Raw genomic sequence first — 21845 nt, 5'->3', positions numbered from 1 at the left:
AATGGATAGCCCGCCCATGCGCCTTGCCGCCTTGCCCCTGCTGCTCGCCAGCGCCCTGCTCGCCCCTTCGGTATCGGCCGAGGTGCACGAAGTGAAAATGCTCAACCGTGGTGCGACCGGCAGCATGGTGTACGAGCCGGACTACCTGCGCATCGCCCCCGGCGATTCGGTGAAGTTCATCGCCACCCAGAGCGGGCACAATGCCGCCTCGCTGCCCGGCCTGCTGCCCGAAGGCGCCGAGGCGTTCAAGGGCAGGATCAACCAGCAAATCGAGCAGACCTTCAACGTGCCGGGCCTGTACGGCATCCAGTGCATCCCGCACCTGTCGATGGGCATGGTGATGCTGATCCAGGTCGGTGAGCCCGCCGCCACGCCACCAAGCCTGCCGAGCACCTTGCCCAGGCGTGCAGCAGATCGTCTTGCCGCCCTGCTGCAACGCGAGGCCGCACAATGATCGCACTGCGCACCCGTTCGGCCCTGCTGCTGGCATTGGCCGGGCCGGCGCCCCTGGTGCTGGCCGAATCGGCTCAGGAGCAGGCCAACGGCCTTATCGAAGACAGCACCTGGAGCCTGCTCAACCGCAGCGTGTACGACAACCGCGAATACCGCCACGGCGCGCGCAACAGCGGCGCACGCAATGCCTACAAGCCCCGTGCCGAGCGCAACGGTTATGCCGAGGAATGGGCCTATGGCCTGATGGGCACGTTGCAGTCGGGCTTCACCCAGGGCCTGATCGGCGTGGGCGTGGATGCCCATGCCTACCTTGGCGTGCAACTGGACAGCGGCGGCGGACGCGCCGGCAAGGCGCGCCTGCTGGGGCTGGACAACCACGGTCACCCCAAGAACGAGTTCAGCCGCGGCGGCGCGGCGGTCAAGCTTCGGGCCTCCTCCACCGTGCTGTCGTATGGCGAACAGCGGGTCAAGACCCCGGTGTTCAGCTCGTCCGACAGCCGCCTGCTGCCCGAAACTGCCACCGGGGTATTTGTCACCAGCACCGAATTCGATGGGGTGAAACTGATAGGCGGGCACTTCACCGAGAGCACCGACCGCAACGCCAGCAGCCATGACCAGGGGTTCGTGGTGAACTACTCCAACGCAGCAAAGGGCGATGCCTTCGACCTGGCCGGGGTGGTCTACAGTGCAAGCCCGAGCCTCAGCGCCAGCCTGTACACCTCGCGCTACGAAGACACCTGGAACCAGCACTACCTGGGCGGCACCTTCAGCCATGCACTGGACGCCAACCGCTCGCTCACCTTCAACCTCAACCTGTACCGCACCACCGACACCGGCAAGGCGTTGTCCGGGCAGATCGACAACACCACCTGGAGCCTGCTCTCGACCTACGCCCAGGGCCCGCACAGCTTCAGCCTGGGCTACCAGAAGGTCGATGGCGACACACCGTTCGACTATGTGACCCGTGGCGCGATCTTCATCAGCAACGCCGTGCAATTGTCGGACTTCAACGCCCCCAACGAGCAGTCGTGGCAGGCCCGCTACGACCTGGCGATGACCCCGTGGGGCCTGCCCGGGCTGGTGCTGAGTGCGGCGTATGTGCGCGGCAGCCGCATCGATGGCAGCCACGTCGACCCGCGTGGCGGCTATGCGTACCTGGGCTACGGCGAAGGCGGCAAGCACTGGGAGCGCGACCTGGAGGCGCGCTACGTGGTGCAGGGCGGCGTGGCCAAGGGCACCACCGTGTCGCTGCGGCACAACGTGCACCGGGGCAACACTGCCCAGGCCGAGCTGGATGCCGACCAGATCCGCCTGGCGGTGGAATACCCGCTCAACGGGCGCTTCTGAGGTTCAGCCGGCGGGCAGGCGACATTGCATGTGGGTGGTCTGCCACACCGGGTCGGCTTCCACATCGATGATCTCGAAGCCATGTTTTTGCCAGAAACCAATGGCGCCTGGCAGAAACGGATGGGTGTGCAGGTACAGCACCTGCACCTGGTCCTGCAGCGCCAGCTCACGCAACGCGCGGTACAACTCACCGGCCAGCCCGCTGCGGCGATAGGCCGGCAACACGAACAGGCGCACCACTTCCACCACCTTCTGCCCACGGTAGTCGAGCTGGCGGAAGCGGTGGTCGTAAGGCAGGTAGCCGATGGCCGCGACGATCTGGCCATTGCAGCGGGCCAGCAGGAAACGCCCCGCGCCGTGCAGGTAGACCTGTTCGAACTGCTGCAGGTCTGCCGGCATCCCGGTGGCGGCGAGCTTGGGGAACAGCGCGGCGCGGGCCTGCATCACGAATGCTACGGCAGCCTGCCTGTCGTCGGCGCCGGCCTGGTGCAGCGTGATCGGCTCAGGGCGCATAGCGCAGCGGCAGGCGGGTGGAGTACTTGATCTGCTCCATGGAGAAGCTGGAACTGATGTCGGACAGCCCCGGAATGCGGATCAACTGCTTGTACACCGCGTCGTAGGCGGCCACGTCCGGCACCACCACGCGCAGCAGGTAGTCGGTGTCGCCGGCCATGCGGTACACCTCCAGCACTTCGTCGATACCGGCCACGGCGGCATGAAAGCCGGCCAGCCAGTCGGCGTTGTGCTGGGTGGTCTTGATCGAGACGAACACCACCACGCCGACATTGAGCTTCTTGCCGTCGAGCAGGGCCACGCGGCCGCGGATGATGCCGGCCTCTTCGAGCTTCTGGATGCGCCGCCAGCAGGCGGTGGTGCCCAGGCCGATCTGCTCGGCGATATCGCCCACCGCGCGGGTGCAGTCGGTTTGCAGAAGGTCGAGTATTGCCCGGTCCAGCTTGTCCATGCAGAAGCCTTTTGGTGGGGAGAGGCGTCGGGCATTTTCCATCAGGTGGGTGGGGTGTGTCACGGGGCAGGCAGCAGTGCGGTGACGGTGGCGGCCCCTTGCAGGAGCTGGCCTTGCCAGCGAAGGGGCCGGGGAACCGTCAGACACGAAGCCCCGGGCCTGTAAAAACGTTACCGCATGCAAACGCCTACAGCGTCGCCACACTGCTCACGATGCGCAGCGAAAGGCCCTCATAGCCATCCAGATTGATGGTCATCTCCCCCGCTTCGCTCAGCTCGCCCTCCAGCCGTTCGTTGATCATGTCCACCACCGCGCCGGGGCTTACATCCGGCAGATGCAGGGTTTCGCTCAGCGGCTCGGCACCGAAGTTGAGTGCGGTGATCTGGATGCCCTTGCCTGCCGGCAGCTCGTGCACCATCAGCAGCAAGGCCGGGTTGGCCACCTCGGGGATCAGGATCTGCCGGCTCGCCGCAATCGCATAGGCCTGGCGCACAGCGAGCATGCGTTTCAGGCTGCTGGCAAAACTGTCGGGCTGCTGCAACTGGCTGGCCAGGCTGCCATACAGCGAACGCGCACGCGGCAGGCCTTCGGCCGAGAGCTGCGCCTCCACGTCCAGGTCGGCCAGGTCATAGGCGCCGCGATGAATCCAGCGGGTGTCGCCGTCACCCATCAGCCCCTCCACCTGCTCGGGCTCCAGCGGCAAGGCGCCGACCAGGTCCCAGCCCGACAGCGCAAACACCCCCGGCTGCATGGCGTTGTACATGGCCAGCAGCAGGTGCACCTTCTGGATCAGCGCCAGCTGCTCGGCGTCGATGCTGCCCAGGTCGCGAATGCCCAGCGCGGCGGTGATGATGCTGACCGTGGTGCACGACACGCCATTGGTCACGAACTTGAGGTTGTACGGCGCGTGCTCGCCCGCCAGGCCCTCGTACATCTCGCTGCGGATATGCTCGCGCAGGATGTTGCCGGGGAAGGTCTGGCCCTTGTACAGGTAGCTGTCGTTGGCGTGCAGGGTCCAGAAATGCACCAGCTCCAGGGTCAGTTCATCGTGGTTCTGCAGGGCATGGATCAACGAGGCCGGGTCGATCTTGAACGCATGCATCTGGTGCAGCATCAGGCGCAGGAACTCGGTGTCACCGGTCAGCAGCGCGTGCTGGTAGGCCGGGCGCGTGACGAAGTCGTAGGACAGGTCGGCGCCGCCGTGGGACATGTTGGCGATGTCGTCCAGGGTCAGGTTCAGTTCCTGGAAGCTGAAACCACCGGCCTTGCGGATCATGCCGCCCAGCAACTGGTTGCCGGTGACCGACAGCGGGTGGCTCTCCGACCAGGCCGGCCCTTCGGCGCGCCGCTCCACGCCGAGAAAGCCATTGGCATCCAGACGCAGGCCACGGGCGCCGAGCACGTCGATGGCGTGCAGGGCGTCGCCGATGATCAGCTGCTGCGCGGCAAAGCTTGGGTCCAGCCAGTTCAGCGATGGCTGGCCCTCCTTGAAGTAGTGCAGGTACACCCAGCGTCGCAGCTTGCCGTCGACCCCGAGTACCGGCGGCGTGGCGCTCCAGTCGGTTTCCTTGATGCCGGGCTCGAAGAAGATCACCCGCTGCAACTGGCCAACGATGTAGTGGCGAGCCTTGAGCTCGTCGCACATGGCCGGCGTGAGGTTGGCCGCATCGCGCCCGGCCGGCACCTCGGGCAGCAGGCCCCAGTCGGCTTCGCGGATCTCGATCATGTGGTACAGCCCGGGATAGTCGCCGTAGGCCATCTCGGCCAGGCGAAAATCGGCGCCCTTGCCGGTGTGCGCCGGGATCGAGTCGTCGATGGTCACCGCGTTGTGCGCCGAGGCCACCTTGCTCAGGTGCACCAGCTCGGCCTCGCTGCCGTAGCGCGGGTCGATGTCGAAGCTGATGCGGTCGAAGTTGCCGTCCACGCTGGGGGTGAACTCGCGCTGGGTGATGCCGCCCGAGCGCTTCAACGGCCCGGTGTGCACGCCCTGGATGCCCAGCTCCGACAGCGCCTGCCACAGCTGCTCATGGGCCAGCGCCTGCAACACCGAACCGCCCTCCTCGACGATGATCGAGGCCGGGTACACCGTCAGCCACACCGAGGCGATGGCACTGGCGTCGCGGGCGCGGGCCTCGGCGTAAGGGTGCAGCCACATGCGCGCCTGCCCTGCATACAGCCGGGCGCGGTCGCGGGCGGCTTGCAGCATGGACTGGCCTTGCAGCCATTCGATGGTGTCCTGGCCTCGCTGGGTCATACGCTTGCTCCTTCGACGGGGGGCGTGGGGTCGTGCCCTCAAGGTGTGAGTGGGTTTGACTGCAATCGTTCGCATTTTTTGCTGCGACCAGCGGGCAGATGTGGCAGAGCTCCGCCGCACGGCGCGCCTACCCCGGCCCACACGCCCTCAAACCCACCCCTCCAGCCGCAACGTCGCGCGTACCAGCCGCTGCTCCTCCTCTTCGATCTCCTTGAGGTTCGCGCAGATGCCCTGGATATGCGCAATCGCCGCCTTGCGCGCCTGCTCCGGCATTCGCCCGGTCACGGCGTTGTACAGCCGCGCATGCTGGCGGTCGATCTGGCGCTTCTGCACGTCGCGGTGGTACAGGTTGTTCACCGAGGCGAACACCGAGTTCAACAGCAGGTCGGTCAGCGAGCGCAGCGTCTGCACCAGCACCGGGTTGTGCGAGGCCTCGCAGATCGCCAGGTGAAACGCATGGTCCAGGTGCGCATGCTCAGAGGCCGTCAGTGGCTGCTCATGGGCCGCCAGCAACGCCTCGTAGCTGCGCCGTATGAGCACGAAGTCCGCCTCGGTGCCGCGCAGCGCCGCCAGGCGTGCCGACTCCCCTTCCAGCAGGCTGCGCACCTCGAACAGGTCGTACAGGGTGCGCGGCTGCGAACTGAACAGGTGCATCAATGCCGAGGTGCTGCCCTGCCCCGACAACTGCGCGACATATGAACCCTTGCCATGCGCAGTCTCGATGATGCCTTTGGCGCGCAGCAGCTTGAGCCCTTCGCGCAGGGCCGTGCGCGACACGCCGAGCTTTTCGGTCAGGCGCCGCTCCGACGGCAGCGCCTGGCCGACCTTGAGCACTCCATCGACGATCAGCCGCTCGATGCGCTCGCACACCACGTCTGCCACCTGCATTGAAAGCGCTTCGCCCATCGTCCCTCCAACTGGTATGACCAGACACCATGGGCTTTATTACCCTTGCCAGATCAATACATAACTAACTGTATTTATTGAATATTCATGAAAAAGCCGGAAAAACCACAGAAACAAACTGGTTCGACCAGTGATTTGAGCGATAGACACTAAGCCGCCGCCGGCCAATGATGCAAGTGAGCCGTGGTCCATCGAGCTTCCATAACAACAAGACAAGGGTCGTTAGCCTGCCCATGAACATTCTCTACGACGAACGCGTCGATGGTGCGCTGCACAGCGTCGACCGGGCCGAGTTCCTGCACACCCTGCAGAGCCGCCTGCCCGACCTGGATATCCTGCACGCCGCCGAAGACCTCAAGCCCTACGAGTGCGACGGCCTCTCGGCCTACCGCACCACGCCGATGCTGGTGGTGCTGCCGCGCCATCTGGAAGAGGTGCAGAGCGTGTTGCGCCTGTGCCACGAGCGCAAGGTGCCGGTGGTGGCACGTGGCGCCGGCACCGGCTTGTCCGGCGGCGCGCTGCCGCTGGAAAAGGGCGTGCTGCTGGTAATGGCGCGCTTCAACAAGATTCTTGAAATCGACCCGGCCGGGCGCTTTGCCCGCGTGCAGCCCGGCGTACGCAACCTGGCGATTTCCCAGGCTGCCGCGCCGCATGGGCTGTACTACGCACCCGACCCCTCCTCGCAGATCGCCTGCTCGATCGGCGGCAACGTCGCCGAGAACGCCGGTGGCGTGCACTGCCTCAAGTACGGCCTGACCGTGCACAACGTGCTCAAGGTCGAGATGCTCAGCGTCGAGGGCGAACGCATGACCCTGGGCAGCGATGCCCTGGACGCCCCCGGCTTTGACCTGCTGGCGCTGTTCACAGGTTCCGAGGGCATGCTCGGCATCATCACCGAAGTCACCGTCAAGCTGCTGCCCAAGCCGCAGGTGGCCAAGGTGCTGCTGGCCGCCTTCGACTCGGTGGAAAAGGCCGGCCGCGCCGTGGGCGACATCATCGCCGCCGGTATCATCCCCGGCGGCCTGGAGATGATGGACAACCTGGCGATTCGCGCCGCCGAAGACTTCATCCACGCCGGTTACCCGGTAGAGGCCGAGGCCATCCTGCTGTGTGAACTGGACGGCGTCGAGGCCGACGTGCACGACGACTGCGAGCGCGTGCGCGTGCTGCTCGAACAGGCCGGTGCCACCGAAGTGCGCCTGGCCCGCGACGAAGCCGAGCGCGTGCGCTTCTGGGCCGGGCGCAAGAACGCCTTCCCCGCCGTGGGTAGGCTGTCGCCCGACTACTACTGCATGGACGGCACCATACCCCGGCGCGAACTGCCCCACGTGCTGGGGGCCATCGCCGACCTCTCGGCCGAGTACAACCTGCGCGTGGCCAACGTGTTCCATGCCGGCGACGGCAACATGCACCCGCTGATCCTGTTCGATGCCAACACCCCCGGCGAGCTGGAACGCGCCGAGGCGTTCGGCGGCAAGATCCTCGAGCTGTGCGTGAAGGTCGGCGGCAGCATCACCGGCGAGCACGGCGTAGGCCGCGAGAAGATCAACCAGATGTGCGCCCAGTTCAACAGCGACGAGCTGAGCCTGTTCCATGCGGTAAAGGCTGCGTTCGACCCGCTGGGCCTGCTCAACCCGGGCAAGAACATCCCCACCCTGCACCGCTGCGCCGAATTCGGCGCCATGCACGTGCACCACGGCCAACTGCCCTTCCCGGACCTGGAGCGCTTCTGATGAGCACCGTACTGTTCGACCCGGCCCACGGCAGCGACCGCAGCGCCGACCTGCTGGCCCGCGTGCAGCAGGCCATCGCCGAGCGCACCCCGCTGTTCATCCGCGGCGGTGCCAGCAAGACCTTCTACGGGCGCCCCGTCGACGCCCAGCCACTGGACCTCGCCGGGCACACCGGCATCGTCTCCTACGACCCCACCGAACTGGTGATCACCGCCCGCGCCGGCACGCCCCTGCGCGAGCTGCAGGCCGCGCTGGAGCGTGGCGGGCAGATGCTTGCCTGCGAAGTGCCGTGCTTTGGCGACAACGCCACGGTCGGCGGCATGCTCGCTGCCGGCCTGTCGGGCCCGCGTCGCCCATGGGCGGGTTCGGTACGCGACTTCGTACTGGGCACGCGCATGATCAGCGGCCTGGGCACGCACCTGCGCTTTGGCGGCGAGGTGATGAAGAACGTCGCCGGCTACGACCTGTCGCGCCTGCTGGCCGGCAGCCTGGGCTGCCTGGGGGTGATCACCGAAGCCTCGTTCAAGGTGCTGCCCAAGTACCGCTGCCGGGTCAGCCTGCGCCAGGCCATGCCGCTGCAGATGGCCCTGGACAAGCTCGGCGAATGGGGCCAGCAGCCGATCCCGCTGACCGCCGCCAGCCATGACGGCAGCACCCTGTACCTGCGCCTGGAAGGCAACGAGGGTTCGGTACGCGCCGCCGCCGAACGCCTGGGCGGCGATGCGCTGGATGACAGCTACTGGGACGACCTGCGCGAACAGCGCCTGGCGTTCTTCGACGACCCGCGCCCGCTGTGGCGCCTGTCGGTGCCGGCACTGACGGCGCCGCTGGCGATCGAGGGCGAGCAGTTGATCGACTGGGGCGGCGCGCAACGCTGGCTCAAGAGCAGCGCCGATGCCGACAGCATCCGTCAACTCGCCGCCGCCGCCAACGGGCACGCCACCTGCTTCACCCCGGGCGTGGTGGACAGCCCGTTCCAGCCGCTGGCCGCACCGATCCTGCGGTTTCACCAGACGCTCAAGCGCAACCTGGACCCTCAGGGCATCTTCAACCCCGGCCGCCAGTACGCCGACGTCTGACCCAGGAGCCACCATGCAGACCAACCTGAGCGAAGCGGCCAAGCGCCTGCCCCACGCCGACGAAGCCGAACGCATCCTGCGCAGTTGCGTGCACTGCGGCTTCTGCAATGCCACCTGCCCCACCTACCAGGAACTGGGCGACGAGCTGGACGGCCCGCGCGGACGCATCTACCTGATCAAGCAATTCCTCGAGCAGGACACCGTCAGCGAGAAGACCCAGCAGCACCTGGACCGCTGCCTGACCTGCCGCAACTGCGAAACCACCTGCCCGTCGGGGGTGGAGTACCACAAGCTGCTGGACATCGGTCGCGACGCCATCGAGGCCCGTGTACCCCGCCCGCTGGGCCAGCGCCTGCTGCGCAGCGGCCTGCGCGCCGTGGTGCCGCGCCCGGCCCTGTTCCAGGCGCTGGTGAGTACCGGCGAGCTGCTGCGCCCAGTGCTGCCCGAGGCATTCAGGACCCACCTGCCACGCAGCGTGGCACCGGCCCGGCAACGCCCCCAGGCCACCCATGCACGGCGCGTGCTGATGCTCGAAGGCTGCGTGCAGCGCAGCCTGTCGCCCAACACCAACGCCGCCACCGCGCGCGTGCTCGACCGCCTGGGCATCAGCATCACGCCGATTGCCCAGGCCGGCTGCTGCGGCGCGGTGGACTATCACCTCAACGCGCAGGACACCGGGCTTGAACGTGCGCGGCGCAATATCGACGCCTGGTGGCCAGCCGTGGAAGCCGGCGCCGAAGCCATCGTGCAGACCGCCAGCGGCTGCGGCGCCTTCGTCAAGGAATACGCCTACCTGCTGCGCGACGACCCGGCCTACGCGGCCAAGGCCGAGCGCATCAGCGCCCTGGCGCGGGACATCGTCGAAGTGATCCGCGCCGAACCGCTGGAGCGCTTCGAGGCCTGCTGCGACCAGACCCTGGCCTTCCACTGCCCGTGTACCCTGCAGCACGCACAAAAACTTGGCGGCGCAGTTGAAGCCGTACTCAAACGCCTGGGCTTCAACCTTACCGAGGTACCCGACAGCCACCTGTGCTGCGGTTCGGCCGGCACCTATTCGCTGACCCAGCCGGTGCTGTCCAGGCAACTGCGCGACAACAAGCTCGATGCGCTGGAAAGTGGCCACCCCGACGTGATCGCCACGGCCAACATCGGCTGCCAGACCCACCTCGACGGTGCCGGGCGAACCCCCGTGCGGCACTGGATCGAACTCGTTGACCAAGCCCTCAACCCAGGAGCCTGATTTCATGCAAAGCAAACCCGTAATGACCCTGAGCGACGTGCAGCAGATTCTCGCCGCCGCCCGTGCCGAGGCCCAGGCCAACCAGTGGGCCGTGAGCATTGCCGTGGTCGACGACGGCGGCCACCCGCTGGGCTTCGAGCGCCTGGACGGCTGCGCGCCGGTGAGTGCCTACATCGCCACCGAAAAGGCCCGCAGCGCGGCGCTGGGCCGACGTGAAACCAAGCTGTACGAAGACATGATCAATGGCGGGCGCACGGCGTTCCTGTCGGTGCCGGTGATCAGCGGCACGCTCGAAGGCGGCGTGCCGGTGATCGTCGACGGCCAGGTGGTCGGCGCGGTGGGTGTGTCGGGGGTCAAGTCCGAACAGGACGCCCAGGTGGCCAAGGCCGGCGTTGCCGCCGTTAAAGACTGATCAGGAGCAACCGAACATGAACGACCGTATTCAGCGTCAACGCCTGCAGGTCGCGAGCGCCCTGCAGCACTTCATCGAAACCGAGGCCCTGCCCGGCACCGGTGTGCCGGAGGCCAACTTCTGGCAAGGCTTCGACGCCCTGGTGCACGACCTGGCGCCGAAGAACCGCGCCCTGCTCGCCGAACGCGACCGCCTGCAGGCCGCGCTGGACAGCTGGCACCGCGCCCACCCGGGCCCGGTGGCCGACATGCCGGCCTACCGCGCCTTCCTGAGCGAGATCGGCTACCTGGTGCCGGTGCCTGAACAGGTGGCGGTGAGCACCTCCAACGTCGACAGCGAGCTGTGCGAACAGGCCGGCCCGCAGCTGGTGGTGCCGGTGATGAACGCGCGCTATGCGCTCAACGCCGCAAACGCACGCTGGGGCTCGCTGTATGACGCGCTGTATGGCACCGATGCGATCAGCGACGCCGACGGCGCCGAGGCTGGCGAGGGCTACAACCCGCGCCGTGGCCAGAAGGTCATCGCCTTTGCACGCAAGGCCCTGGACCAGGCTGCACCGCTGGCCGGCGGCTCGCACGCCGAGGCCAAGGCCTACCGCATCGAGGACGGGCAACTGCGCGTCGAGCTCATCAGCGGCATGACCACCACACTCAAAGACCCCGCCAAGTTCGTCGGTTTCCAGGGCGATGCCGCCCAGCCGAACGCGGTGCTGCTGAAGAACAACGGCCTGCACCTGGAAATCCAGATCGACCCCACCAGCGCCATCGGCCAGACCGATGCGGCCGGGGTCAAGGACGTGCTGGTCGAAGCCGCCCTGAGCACCATCCTCGACTGCGAGGACTCGGTGGCCGCGGTGGATGCCGAAGACAAGACCCTGATCTACCGCAACCTGCTGGGCCTGATGAAAGGCGACCTGAGCGAAGCGATCAGCAAGGGCGGCAAGACCCGCGTGCGCCGCCTCAACCCGGACCGCGTCTACACCGCAGCCGATGGCGCAACACTGACCCTGCATGGCCGTTCGCTGCTGTTCGTGCGCAACGTCGGCCACCTGATGACCAACCCGGCGATTCTCGATGGCGATGGCGCCGAGATTCCCGAGGGCATCATGGACGCGGTGCTCACCGGCCTGATCGCCATCCACGACCTGCAGCGGCGCGGCAACTCGCGCAGCGGCAGCGTGTACATCGTCAAGCCGAAGATGCACGGCCCTGCCGAAGTGGCGTTTGCCGCCGAACTGTTCGGGCGTGTCGAAGACCTGCTGGCGCTGCCGCGCAACACCCTGAAGATGGGCATCATGGACGAGGAGCGGCGCACCTCGGTGAACCTCAAGGCGTGCATCGGCGCAGCGCACGAGCGGGTGGTGTTCATCAACACGGGCTTTCTCGACCGTACCGGCGACGAGATGCACAGCGCCATGGAAGCCGGCCCGATGCTGCGCAAGGGCGACATGAAGTCCACGCCGTGGATCACCGCCTACGAGCGCAACAACGTGCTGGTGGGGCTGGCCTGCGGGCTCAAGGGGCGCGCGCAGATCGGCAAGGGCATGTGGGCCATGCCCGACCTGATGGCCGACATGCTGGTGCAGAAGATCGGCCACCCCAAGGCCGGTGCCACCACCGCATGGGTGCCCTCGCCCACGGCCGCCACGCTGCATGCGCTGCACTATCACCAGGTGGACGTGCAGGGGGTGCAGAGCGAATTGCAGCGCATCGACCTGGCCGGCGAGCGTGACAGCCTGCTCAACGACCTGCTGACCATTCCGGTATCGCCGCGTCCGAACTGGAGCGATGCGGAAAAACTGCAGGAGCTGGAGAACAACTGCCAGGGCATTCTCGGTTACGTGGTGCGCTGGGTGGAGCAAGGAGTCGGGTGCTCCAAGGTGCCGGACATCCACAACGTCGGCCTGATGGAAGACCGTGCGACCTTGCGTATATCCAGCCAGCACATTGCCAACTGGCTGCTGCATGGCACGGTGAGCGAGGCCAAGGTACGCGAGGTGCTCGAACGCATGGCGGTGGTGGTCGACCGGCAGAATGCCGGGGATGCGGCATACCGCCCGATGGCGCCGGACTTCGCCACCTCGATGGCGTTCCAGGCCGCCAGCGACCTGGTGTTCAAGGGGCGTGAGCAGCCGAGCGGGTATACCGAGCCGCTGCTGCATGCGTGGCGCTTGAGGTTCAAGGCGGCGAACTGACGGGCCTCTTCGCCCGCAAGGCTGGCTCCTGCAGGAACCAGCCTTGCGGGCGAAGGCCCCGGCAACTACACGATGGGCAACCCATTGTTGACCACTTCCCGCGTATACGACGCCAGCTGCTTGGCATCCATGCTGGCCACCAGGTCGGCCTCGATGGGCCGGTGCGCCACGATACTCACATCGGTGCAGCCCAGGGCGTTGTGGCGGATCCGGCGCACTGCCGGGCTGATGGTCACGGGGATGATGCCGATGCCCATTTCCTTGGCGATGCGAAATGCACCGGTCTTGAACGGCAGCACGCCCTGCCCTGTGTTGCGCGTGCCCTCGGGGAAGATCCAGAGCGATGTCTTGCTGTCGGCCACGCGGGTGGCGATGCGCCGCAAGCTGGTGATCGACGCGCGCGGGTTGCTGCGGTCGATGAACAGGCTGCCGGTCAGCCAGTACAGCTGCCCGGCCAACGGCAGCCAGCGCAACGACTGCTTGCCCACGATCACCGTGCCTGGGCGCAGCGCCTGGGCCACGACAAATGCATCGTGGTTGCTCTGGTGGTTGGCCACATAGATGTAGGAGCGGTCGGGCGCGATGGCGTCGAAACCACCGACCTCGACGCGCACGCCAAAGATCCAGTTGATGGCCCTGTAGACCTTGCAGGCCAGGTAGAGGTTGTCCTGCTTGCGCGGGTTGAGCAACAGCACCAGGCACAGGAACGGAAACGTCACCACCACGAACAGCACGACCAACAGCCAACGCACACACGCAATCATTGCTTTACCACCTTCCCTCGACATGTTCACCCGTCACGCTGCCAGTTGCAGTGCGCGGGTCGTCTGGTCATCGATTTCGATCCAGAAGGCCAGCACCGGCTTGTCGTCAATCATCTGCGGACGCGCGATTCTTCGCGTGGTCACGCCCATGCGCTTGAGCAACCGCTCGTTACCCATTGCAGTAAAGGCAATCAGCCTGCGCGCCCCCTGGGCACGGGCCACATCGATCACCTTGCCGACCATCGCCACGGTATTCTGCCAAGCCTGTTCAGCCGACAGGTATTGGCCTTTGGGCGAACTCATGGCGAAGCGCGAGAGCTCCCATATGTCCTGCTGATAGGGGAGCGGCGCATCGCCAACCAGGTGCGGAAACACTTCTGCCAGCAGGTACGGGCGATGGGTGGGGATCAGGCGGGCACAACCGAAAATATTCTGTTGCTTGTCGCATGCCAGCACATACAGCGTATCGGGGCGGTCGAACTCATCCCACTCCTGACCCTCGGGACACTGCAATGGCCAGCCCAGCTCCCTTACAAACACCTGGTAGCGGTACTCGGCCAGTGCGCTCGCCATGGTGCGCGGAAAGTCTTTGATGGTCCCGGTTACAGCAGTGAACATGAAAACGCCCCAACTCAAAGAGCTGGGAGTACAACAAACCCTCCGGAGCCTATATAGCTGCCCGAAAGGGCAGGTTTATTCGTAGGAAAAACCTGAAATGCCAGCGCACTGATGGCCATTTGCTACAGAAGTTTTCCGCGAAAACTGTACCGTACGGTATAATTCGGGCCTGTTTGCACTCTCCATTGGCCGAGCACATTCCACCCATGAAAGGCACATTGCGTGAATGACTGGCGCGAGCACTTCATTGCCGTGGTGACGGGGTGCCGCAACGAAGGCGAGCTGTTCAGCGAGCTGACCCGGCTTACCCGCGAGCTGGACTTCGAGTTCTGTTCCTATGGGCTGAAGAATCCGCTGCCGATCGCCGCCCCGCAGTTCATCCTGCGCTCCAACTACCCCAGTGCCTGGGAAGCCAGGTACGTGGCCGAGGACTATTTTTCCTGCGACCCGACGGTGGCCCACGGGCTGACCCGCACCACGCCCCTGCAGTGGGCCGCCGCGCAACAGCAGCACCAGCAGGCATTCTGGGAAGAGGCGCGGCACTACAGCCTGGACCACGGCTGGTGCCTGTCGGTGCAGGGCGACTACGGCACCATCGGCCTGCTGTCCCTGTCCCGGCCGGATGACCCGATCTCCACACTGGAACTGGACGCCAAGGAAGCCAAGCTCATCTGGCTGTCGCAACTGGCGCACAGTGCCATGACCGGCTTCTTTGCCCAGACCCACCTGCCCGAGGCCCAGAAGGCCCTGACCGCACGGGAGAAAGAAGTGCTCAAATGGACCGCCGTGGGCAAGACCTACAGCGAGATCAGCATCATCCTCACCATCGACAGCCGCACGGTGAAGTTCCACCTGGTCAACGCCATGCGCAAGCTGCAGGCCAGCAACAAGGCCGAGGCGTCGGTGAAGGCGATTCTGCTGGGGATGCTTTTCTAGGCCAGGGCTGCATCAATAGCTGAAAATTCCCGACACAGCGACTAAGGTAGGCACAGATCGGTGCCCGCCCCTGGCCCGAGACAACAAGATGACGGTGAGCCGCCCCTGCGCGCGCCACGGTCGACGGGAGCCCAGCATGCAGCATACCCAGACCAGCCCGAGCGATCTCGCGGCCTTCGTCGACGATCACTTCCCCGAGCGCGGCATCCGCCCCGACCCTGTCATTGCGCAGTCCTGGTACCGCAGCGTGGTCGAGCATCGCCTCGACCCCGGCGCCGCCGGGCGTACCCATGTGCTGGGCGCCGACGCCATCCGCCAGCATCAACAGCAGCACCAGCAATACCTGGCCATCGCCAGCCAGGGCGTCAGCGGCCTGGCCAGGCGCGTGGTGCCGGCCGGGTTCGCGGTGCTGCTCAGCGACGAACACGGCATCACCCTCGACACCCGCCTGCCCGAAGCCAGCCACATCTATACCCAGGCCGGGCTGGTGGTGGGCGCGCGCTGGGACGAGTCGATTGCCGGCACCAACGGCATCGGCACCACCCTGGCCGCCGCGCAGCCGCTGATCATCCACCGCGAAGAGCACTTTCTGGCCTCCAACTTTCGCCTGAGCTGCTCGGTGGCGCCGATCTTCGACGCCCAGGGCCTGCTGCGTGGCTGCCTGAACGCCACTTGCCTGAACAGCAACGGGCCCAAGGAGGCGCAGTACCTGACCCTGCAACTGGTGATCCTGTATGCGCGGCTGATCGAGAACGCGCACTTTCGCGAGTGCTACCGCGACCGCCTCACCCTGTCGCTCAAGCCCATCGACGACATAGCCGACCTGGCCAACGAGCAGTTGCTGGCGCTGGACGACAACGGCCGCATCATCGGCGCCAACCGCGCCACCTTCGTTGCCCACCAGCGCGATGCAGCGCCGCTGCTGGGTGCGCGCATCGACAGCCTGCTGCCAACCTCGGTGGATGAACTGCTGCACCTGACCCAGGGCGGTGCACGCGGCGTGCGCCTGCGCGGGCAGCAGGACGACGCCTTGCTGGATGTGGGCCTGCGCATACCGTCGCAACGCCACCGCCCTGCCCCGGCCAGACCGCCGGTGCGCAGCAGCCACCCCGACCTGCAGCAGCTGGCCGGCGGCGATGCGCGCCTGCAACAGGCGGTGCAGCGGGTGCGCAAGGTGCTCGACAAGGACCTGCCGATACTGATCACCGGCGAGACCGGCACCGGCAAGGAGGCATTCGCCCGCGCCATCCACCAGGCCAGTGCGCGGCGCGCCGGGCCGTTCATCGCGCTCAATTGCGCGGCGATTCCCGAGACGCTGATCGAGAGCGAGCTGTTCGGCTACCGCGGCGGCAGCTTCACCGGGGCCGACAAGAAGGGCATGAAGGGCAAGCTGGAACTGGCCGCCGGCGGCACGCTGTTTCTGGACGAGATCGGCGACATGCCGGCGCACCTGCAAACCCGTTTGCTGCGGGTGCTGGCCGAGCGCGAGATCTTCCCGATTGGCGCCCAGGCGCCGGTGGCGCTGGACGTGCAGGTGGTGTCGGCGACCCACCAGGACCTGCACGGGATGATTGGCGACAAGCGCTTTCGCGAGGACCTCTACTACCGCCTGGGCGGCATGAGCCTGGCGTTGCCGGCCTTGCGCGAACGCAGTGACCGGGGCGCGTTGATCGAGCAGTTACTGGCGGCGCAGAGCAGCGGCGTGCGGTTGACCGAACAGGCCCGCCAGTGCCTGCATGCCCATGCGTGGCCGGGCAACATTCGTCAGTTGCTCAATGCGTTGCGCTACGCGGTGGCGTTGGCCGAGGACGGGGTGATCGACGTGGATTGCCTGCCGGCGGAAGTGGTGCAGGTGGTGCGCGGCGAGCCGCTGCGCATCGACAGCCAGGACCCGGCCAGCGAGTTGCTGCAAAGGTTGCGGCGCCATCGCTGGAACATCAGTGCGGTGGCGGCTGAACTGGGGGTGGCGCGCTCGACGCTGTATCGGCAGATGAAGAAGTACGGGGTGGTGCAGCCCAATGATCGGTTGTGATGGCAGGGGTTGCTGTGCAACCCATCGCGGGTCGAGCCCGCTCCCACAGGCTGTGGGAGCGGGCTTGACCCGCGATGAGGCCCTAACAGGCTACCTGGGCCTCAGATCTGGATGTAGACCACATGGGTATGCGTGTACTCATACAACCCATGCTTGCCATCGGCCCCACCGATCCCCGACTTGCGCGTGCCGGCATGGAAGCCCTGCATGGCCTCGAAGTTCTCGCGGTTGATGTAGGTCTCGCCGAAATCCAGCGCGTTGCTGGCATGCATCGCTGCACTCAGGCTGCGCGTGTACAGCGATGAGGTCAGCCCGTATTCACTGTCGTTGGCCAGCGCAATCGCCTCGTCCAGGCTCTCCACGATCTGGATCGGCAACACCGGCCCGAAGATCTCCTTGCGCATGATCTCCATGTCGGCCGAGCAGCCGGCCAGCACCGTCGGCTGGTAGTGGAAGCCCTGCCCGCGATCGGCCACCGCGCCCCCGGTCACCAGCTGCGCGCCCTGCCCGGTGGCGGTGCGCACCATCTGTCCGACCTTGTCCAGGGCGGCCTGGTTGATCAGCGGGCCCATGTCCAGGTCCGCCTCGGCCAGCGGGTCACCATAACGGGTGGCGGCCATGGCGCTGGCCAGTTTGTCGGTGAACTCATCCGCCACCTCGCGCTGCACGTAAACCCGCTCGGCGCAGTTGCACACCTGCCCGGTGTTGATCACCCGCGACGCGGTGATCGACTTGACCGCCAGCTCCAGGTCCGCATCAGCCAGCACGATAGCCGGCGCCTTGCCGCCCAGCTCCAGGTTGAGCTTGGTGATGTTCGGCGCCGCCGCGGCCATGATCCGCGAGCCGGTGCCCACGCTGCCGGTGAAGCTGATCAGGTCGATGCCAGCGTGGCTGGTCAGGCGCTGGCCCACGGTCGCCCCGGTACCGCACACCACGTTGAACACGCCGCTGGGCAGGTCGGTCTCGGCCACCAGGCGGGCGAACTCGAAGCAGTTGATCGGTGTTTCTTCGCTGGGCTTGATCACGATGGTGTTGCCCGTGAGCAGGGCCGGCGCCATCTTGCGGGCGATCAGAAAGAACGGGAAGTTCCACGGCAGAATCCCGGCCACCACACCCAGCGGCTTGCGCAGCAGAAAGATGCTTTCACCGGCGCGGTCGCTGGTGAGCACCTCGCCTTCCAGGCGTCGCGCCCACTCGGCCATGTAGTCCAGGTAGTCGGCGGTGAAGTTGACTTCGACCAGGGCCAGGCCGAGCACCTTGCCCTGCTCGGCGGTGATGATGCGCGCCAGGCGCTCGGCGTTGTCGCGCACCTTGCTGGCGATCTTGCGCAGGTAGCCGGCGCGCTCGATGGCCGGGCGCGTGGCCCAGCTCTTCTGGGCCTTGCGCGCGGCGGCAATGGCCTGCTCCACCTGCGCGTCACTGGCCTGGGGCACGCGCCCCAGCAGTTGTCCATTGGCCGGGTTGTGCACCTCGATCTGCGCGTCGCTGTCGACGAACGCATTGGCGATGTAGTTCTGGTAGATGACGTCACTCATGGGTCAATGGCTCCTTTTCAATGGGATGACTTGGCGCTGAACTGCTTCCAGGTATCGCCTTCCTGATGAAGGTCGTGGGCGCGCTTGATCAGGTACTGGTGGATCTGGTCGACCTGCTCGGGGGTGAAGGCGTCGGCGAACGACGGCATGCCATCCGGCACGCGGCCACCGAAGAGGATGCCCAGGAACATCTGGTGCTTTTCCGGGGTGAGCTTGCGCAGGTCGGGCAGCACGCCGCCGCTGACCGCGTGGATACCGTGGCACTGCGAGCAGTAACCGTCGTACAGCTTGGCGCCCGCCTCGATCGAAGCGGTGTCGTTGCTCAACGCGGGTGGTTTGGGGGTGTCCGGGCGTGGCGCCGGCTCTTGCAGCTTGGCGGTGCCGCCCAGCTTGTAGGTCAGCACCTGGGCGTACGGCTGCACGCCGGCCCGCAGCGACAGGGCCCCGGCAAAGGTGGAGAACGCGCCGCCCCAGCCGGCCATGAAGGTCACGTACTGCTCGCCATCCACGCTGTAGGTGACGGGCGCGGCCATCACGCCGCTGGCAGCCGGTTGCTCCCAGAGTTTTTCGCCGGTGTCGGCGGCATAGGCGATCACCCGCCCGTCGGCGCTGCCCTCGAACACCAGGTTGCCCGCGGTACTCAAGGTGCCGCCGTTGAAGATGGTCACGTAGGGCACTTCCCAGGCGGCCTGCTGCTTGACCGGGTCCCAGGCGATCAGCTTGCCCGACCAGCTCTTGGCCATCTCCAGCAGGCCTTCGGCGCCTTCGGGCATCATCCCGGTGCGCAGGCCCAGCTGGTACATGCTCTTGAACGGGTTGCGCTTGGGCGCCTCGGGGATGTGCTCGTAGTAGGCCGACATGATGTGCGCCGGGATGTACACCAGCCCGGTGTCGGGGTTGTACGACATCGGCTGCCAGTCATGCGCACCCCAGAACGCCGGGGTCACCAGGTTGCGCTTGCCGTTCTTCCAGTAGGCGGCGTTCTCTTCGTCCAGGATCGGCCGCCCGGTCTTCATGTCCATGCCCTTGGTCCAGCTCTGCGGCACGATGCCCTTGGCCGACAGCAGCTCGCCGGTGGCGCGGTCGATCACATAGAAGAAGCCGTTTTTCGGCGCCTGCATCAGCACCTTGCGCGGCTTGCCGTCGATGGGCAGCTCGGCCAGGATCATGTGCTGGGTGGCGGTGTAGTCCCAGGCATCGCCCGGGGTGGTCTGGTAGTGCCACACGTATTCGCCGGTGTCGGCATTGACCGCCACGATGGACGACAGGAACAGGTTGTCGCCCTTGGCCTGGCTACGCCATTTGGGGTCCCACAGCGAGCCGTTGCCCACGCCGATGTACAGCAGGTTCAGCTCCGGGTCGTAGGCGAACGAGTCCCAGGCGGTGCCGCCACCGCCCTGCTCCACATAGGCATCGCCGAACCAGGTCTTGGCGGCGATCTCCATGCCCTTGCCCTCGGGCGGCAGCTTGGGGTCGCCCGGCACGGTGTAGAAGCGCCACGCCTCCTTGCCGGTTTCGGCGTCGTAGGCGGTGACATAGCCCCGCACGCCGAACTCGGCGCCGCCGTTGCCGATCACCACCTTGCCGTTGACCACCCGAGGGGCGCCGGTGATGGTGTAGCTGCGCTTGTGGTCGGCGCGGGTGTCGACCGACCAGGCGCGCTGGCCGGTCTTGGCGTCGATGGCCTCCAGGCGCCCGTCGAGCACGCCCACGTAGACCTTGCCCTTCCACACCGCCACGCCACGGTTGACCGCGTCGCAACAGGCTTCGCCGGCGCGGTGGCGGTCCGATTGCGGGTCGTACTTCCAGATCAGCCTGCCGTCGCGCGCATCCAGCGCGTACACCACCGAGAACGGCCCGGTGGTGTACATCACCCCGTCGACCACGATGGGTGTGGCTTCCACGCCACGGTCCAGGTCCAGCTTGTAGCTCCAGGCCAGGCCCAGCTGGCCGACGTTCTGGTCGCTGATCTGCTTGAGCGGGCTGTAGCGCTGTTCGTCGTAGGTGCGCCCGGTGCTCATCCAGTTACCGGGCTCCTTGTCGGCGGCGATGATGCGCGCGCCATCGACGTTGGCCGGGATGTCCGCAGCCAGCGCCGGTGTACCCGCCAGGCTCAGCAGCACGGCAACGGCAAGGGATTTGAGGGGAAGCGAGGCGAGGCCAGTCTGTCTCATGGGAGTGTCCTGTTCTTATTAGTGGCGCAGTCTTCGCGCTGCGCCATCAGCTCATCGCAACCGCCATGCCAGCTGTGACATGAACCGCCACAACCGCTCTGGCACGCGGCCTTGCGCGCGCCGCACCGATGCCGCCCACGCTGCAATCAACGCTACAGGTGTTGCATCACCCGCTACACAGGGCGCACACCTGTAGCGCAGTGCTGGCCCGGCGCACGCCACATTCACAAATCGAATGGCAGGGATTTCAACATTTAATTTGTGGATAGCTAAAGATGGTCATAACGTAGCGGTGCAATCCCTGAACGGGGCCGCCCGCCGCAGGCTGGCCCGGGGGACACAACAACAAACATCGAGACTGTCCATGTCCAGAACCACTTACTTCGCCCCCCACGGCGGGCACCCGGCTCAGACCGAGCTGCTGACAGACCGTGCCATGTTCACCGAAGCCTACGCGGTGATCCCCAAGGGCGTGATGCGTGACATCGTCACCAGCCACCTGCCCTTCTGGGACAAGATGCGCATGTGGGTCATCGCCCGCCCGCTGTCGGGTTTCGCCGAGACCTTCTCGCAGTACATCGTCGAAGTTGCCCCTGAAGGCGGCAGCGAGCGCCCGGAGCAGGACAAGAACGCCGAGGCGGTTCTATTCGTGGTCGAGGGTGAAGTCGACATCACCCTGCAAGGCAAGCCGTACACCCTCAAGCCAGGCGGCTACGCGTTCATTCCGCCGGGCGCCGACTGGAGCCTGCGCAACAACAGCGCGGCCAACGTGACCTTCCACTGGATCCGCAAGCACTACCAGGAAGTCGAAGGCCTGGCGCACCCGGAAGCGTTCGTCACCAACGAACAGGACGTTACCCCGATCCCGATGCCGGGCACCGATGGCGCCTGGGTCACCACCCGCTTCGTCGACATGGCCGACATGCGCCACGACATGCACGTCAACATCGTGACCTTCCAGCCGGGCGGCACCATCCCGTTCGCGGAAACCCACGTGATGGAGCACGGCCTGTACGTGCTGGAAGGCAAGGCGGTGTACCGCCTGAACCAGGACTGGGTCGAAGTGGAAGCCGGCGACTTCATGTGGCTGCGCGCCTTCTGCCCGCAGGCCTGCTACTCGGGTGGCCCTGGCCCGTTCCGCTACCTGCTGTACAAGGATGTGAACCGCAACGTGAACCTGACGCTGAACCCAAAGCGTTAAGCA

At 66.2% G+C, this 21845-nt stretch carries 18 protein-coding genes; 10 read left to right on the top strand and 8 right to left on the bottom strand.

All coding sequences use genetic code 11. From position 1 onward, the window contains the following. The first annotated feature begins 16 nt into the window (after nucleotides 1-16). A complete protein-coding gene (locus DN388_RS08575; RefSeq protein WP_058541265.1) occupies nucleotides 17-454 on the top strand; it encodes a pseudoazurin in 438 nt (145 codons plus the stop codon). After that, nucleotides 451-1800, top strand: coding sequence for an OprD family porin (locus DN388_RS08570; protein WP_104572659.1), 1350 nt, complete (start codon nucleotides 451-453; stop codon nucleotides 1798-1800). The genes DN388_RS08575 and DN388_RS08570 overlap by 4 nt, the downstream gene beginning before the upstream one ends. Before the next feature lie 3 nt (nucleotides 1801-1803). On the opposite strand, the gene DN388_RS08565 is transcribed toward DN388_RS08570, so the two are convergent. The 4 genes from DN388_RS08565 to glcC all read right to left on the bottom strand — a co-directional run bounded on the left by DN388_RS08565 (nucleotide 1804) and on the right by glcC (nucleotide 5924). After that, nucleotides 1804-2313 carry a GNAT family N-acetyltransferase gene (locus DN388_RS08565; protein WP_043861188.1) on the bottom strand — a complete coding sequence of 170 codons (510 nt, stop codon included), beginning with the start codon at nucleotides 2311-2313 and terminating at the stop codon, nucleotides 1804-1806. Then, nucleotides 2303-2764 carry an Lrp/AsnC family transcriptional regulator gene (locus DN388_RS08560; protein ID WP_043861187.1) on the bottom strand — a complete coding sequence of 154 codons (462 nt, stop codon included), beginning with the start codon at nucleotides 2762-2764 and terminating at the stop codon, nucleotides 2303-2305. Before DN388_RS08560 ends, DN388_RS08565 begins: the two co-directional genes overlap by 11 nt. A gap of 187 nt (nucleotides 2765-2951) precedes the next feature. Continuing rightward, complete coding sequence (gene treS, locus DN388_RS08555) at nucleotides 2952-5018, bottom strand: maltose alpha-D-glucosyltransferase (protein WP_043861177.1); 2067 nt, start codon at nucleotides 5016-5018, stop codon at nucleotides 2952-2954. A 147-nt stretch (nucleotides 5019-5165) separates the two neighbouring features. Beyond that, on the bottom strand, nucleotides 5166-5924 hold the full coding sequence (glcC, locus tag DN388_RS08550; RefSeq protein ID WP_043861171.1) for a transcriptional regulator GlcC: 759 nt from the start codon (nucleotides 5922-5924) through the stop codon (nucleotides 5166-5168). 233 nt (nucleotides 5925-6157) lie between these two features. On the opposite strand from glcC, the gene glcD reads away from it, so the two are divergent. From glcD to DN388_RS08525, 5 genes are read left to right on the top strand one after another with little or no spacing between them, the layout of a single operon-like run. Continuing rightward, nucleotides 6158-7657, top strand: a complete 1500-nt coding sequence (glcD, locus tag DN388_RS08545; protein ID WP_043861170.1) for a glycolate oxidase subunit GlcD — start codon at nucleotides 6158-6160, stop codon at nucleotides 7655-7657. Continuing rightward, nucleotides 7657-8736: a glycolate oxidase subunit GlcE gene (gene glcE / locus DN388_RS08540; RefSeq protein ID WP_054915154.1), complete on the top strand. Its 1080-nt coding sequence runs from the start codon at nucleotides 7657-7659 to the stop codon at nucleotides 8734-8736. The genes glcD and glcE overlap by 1 nt, the downstream gene beginning before the upstream one ends. A gap of 13 nt (nucleotides 8737-8749) precedes the next feature. Next, nucleotides 8750-9976 (top strand): glycolate oxidase subunit GlcF, encoded by a 1227-nt coding sequence (glcF, locus tag DN388_RS08535; RefSeq protein WP_043861168.1) that lies wholly within the window; start codon nucleotides 8750-8752, stop codon nucleotides 9974-9976. Between the two features lie 4 nt (nucleotides 9977-9980). Continuing rightward, entirely contained in the window at nucleotides 9981-10388 is a 408-nt protein-coding gene (locus tag DN388_RS08530; RefSeq protein ID WP_043861167.1) for a heme-binding protein, read from the top strand. Between the two features lie 16 nt (nucleotides 10389-10404). Further along, a complete protein-coding gene (locus DN388_RS08525; protein ID WP_254998738.1) occupies nucleotides 10405-12582 on the top strand; it encodes a malate synthase G in 2178 nt (725 codons plus the stop codon). A 65-nt stretch (nucleotides 12583-12647) separates the two neighbouring features. Here the strand turns inward: DN388_RS08525 and DN388_RS08520 are convergent, their stop codons facing one another. Together DN388_RS08520 and DN388_RS08515 are read right to left on the bottom strand one after the other, a co-directional pair. Beyond that, nucleotides 12648-13334: a 1-acyl-sn-glycerol-3-phosphate acyltransferase gene (locus tag DN388_RS08520; RefSeq protein ID WP_210015277.1), complete on the bottom strand. Its 687-nt coding sequence runs from the start codon at nucleotides 13332-13334 to the stop codon at nucleotides 12648-12650. A gap of 45 nt (nucleotides 13335-13379) precedes the next feature. Then, entirely contained in the window at nucleotides 13380-13964 is a 585-nt protein-coding gene (locus tag DN388_RS08515) for an acyl-homoserine-lactone synthase (RefSeq protein ID WP_043861164.1), read from the bottom strand. Between the two features lie 222 nt (nucleotides 13965-14186). Here DN388_RS08515 and DN388_RS08510 point away from each other — a divergent pair, with 222 nt between their 5' ends. Then, a complete protein-coding gene (locus DN388_RS08510; protein ID WP_254998712.1) occupies nucleotides 14187-14900 on the top strand; it encodes a LuxR family transcriptional regulator in 714 nt (237 codons plus the stop codon). Between the two features lie 136 nt (nucleotides 14901-15036). Next, nucleotides 15037-16932, top strand: a complete 1896-nt coding sequence (locus DN388_RS08505) for a sigma-54-dependent Fis family transcriptional regulator (protein WP_054915157.1) — start codon at nucleotides 15037-15039, stop codon at nucleotides 16930-16932. Nucleotides 16933-17033: 101 nt separating this feature from the next. Here the strand turns inward: DN388_RS08505 and aldA are convergent, their stop codons facing one another. Together aldA and DN388_RS08495 are read right to left on the bottom strand one after the other, a co-directional pair. Beyond that, nucleotides 17034-18467 carry an aldehyde dehydrogenase gene (gene aldA / locus DN388_RS08500; RefSeq protein WP_043861161.1) on the bottom strand — a complete coding sequence of 478 codons (1434 nt, stop codon included), beginning with the start codon at nucleotides 18465-18467 and terminating at the stop codon, nucleotides 17034-17036. Nucleotides 18468-18484: 17 nt separating this feature from the next. Continuing rightward, nucleotides 18485-20641 (bottom strand): PQQ-dependent dehydrogenase, methanol/ethanol family, encoded by a 2157-nt coding sequence (locus tag DN388_RS08495; protein ID WP_054915158.1) that lies wholly within the window; start codon nucleotides 20639-20641, stop codon nucleotides 18485-18487. Between the two features lie 364 nt (nucleotides 20642-21005). Between DN388_RS08495 and DN388_RS08490 the strand changes: the two genes are divergently transcribed. Beyond that, complete coding sequence (locus DN388_RS08490; RefSeq protein ID WP_043861160.1) at nucleotides 21006-21842, top strand: bifunctional allantoicase/(S)-ureidoglycine aminohydrolase; 837 nt, start codon at nucleotides 21006-21008, stop codon at nucleotides 21840-21842. Nucleotides 21843-21845: the final 3 nt, after the last annotated feature.

Origin of the sequence: Pseudomonas sp. S12(2018), assembly GCF_024355235.1 — a bacterium.
Lineage (GTDB): Bacteria > Pseudomonadota > Gammaproteobacteria > Pseudomonadales > Pseudomonadaceae > Aquipseudomonas > Aquipseudomonas palmensis.
This window is presented reverse-complemented; position numbering and strand designations above follow the sequence as displayed.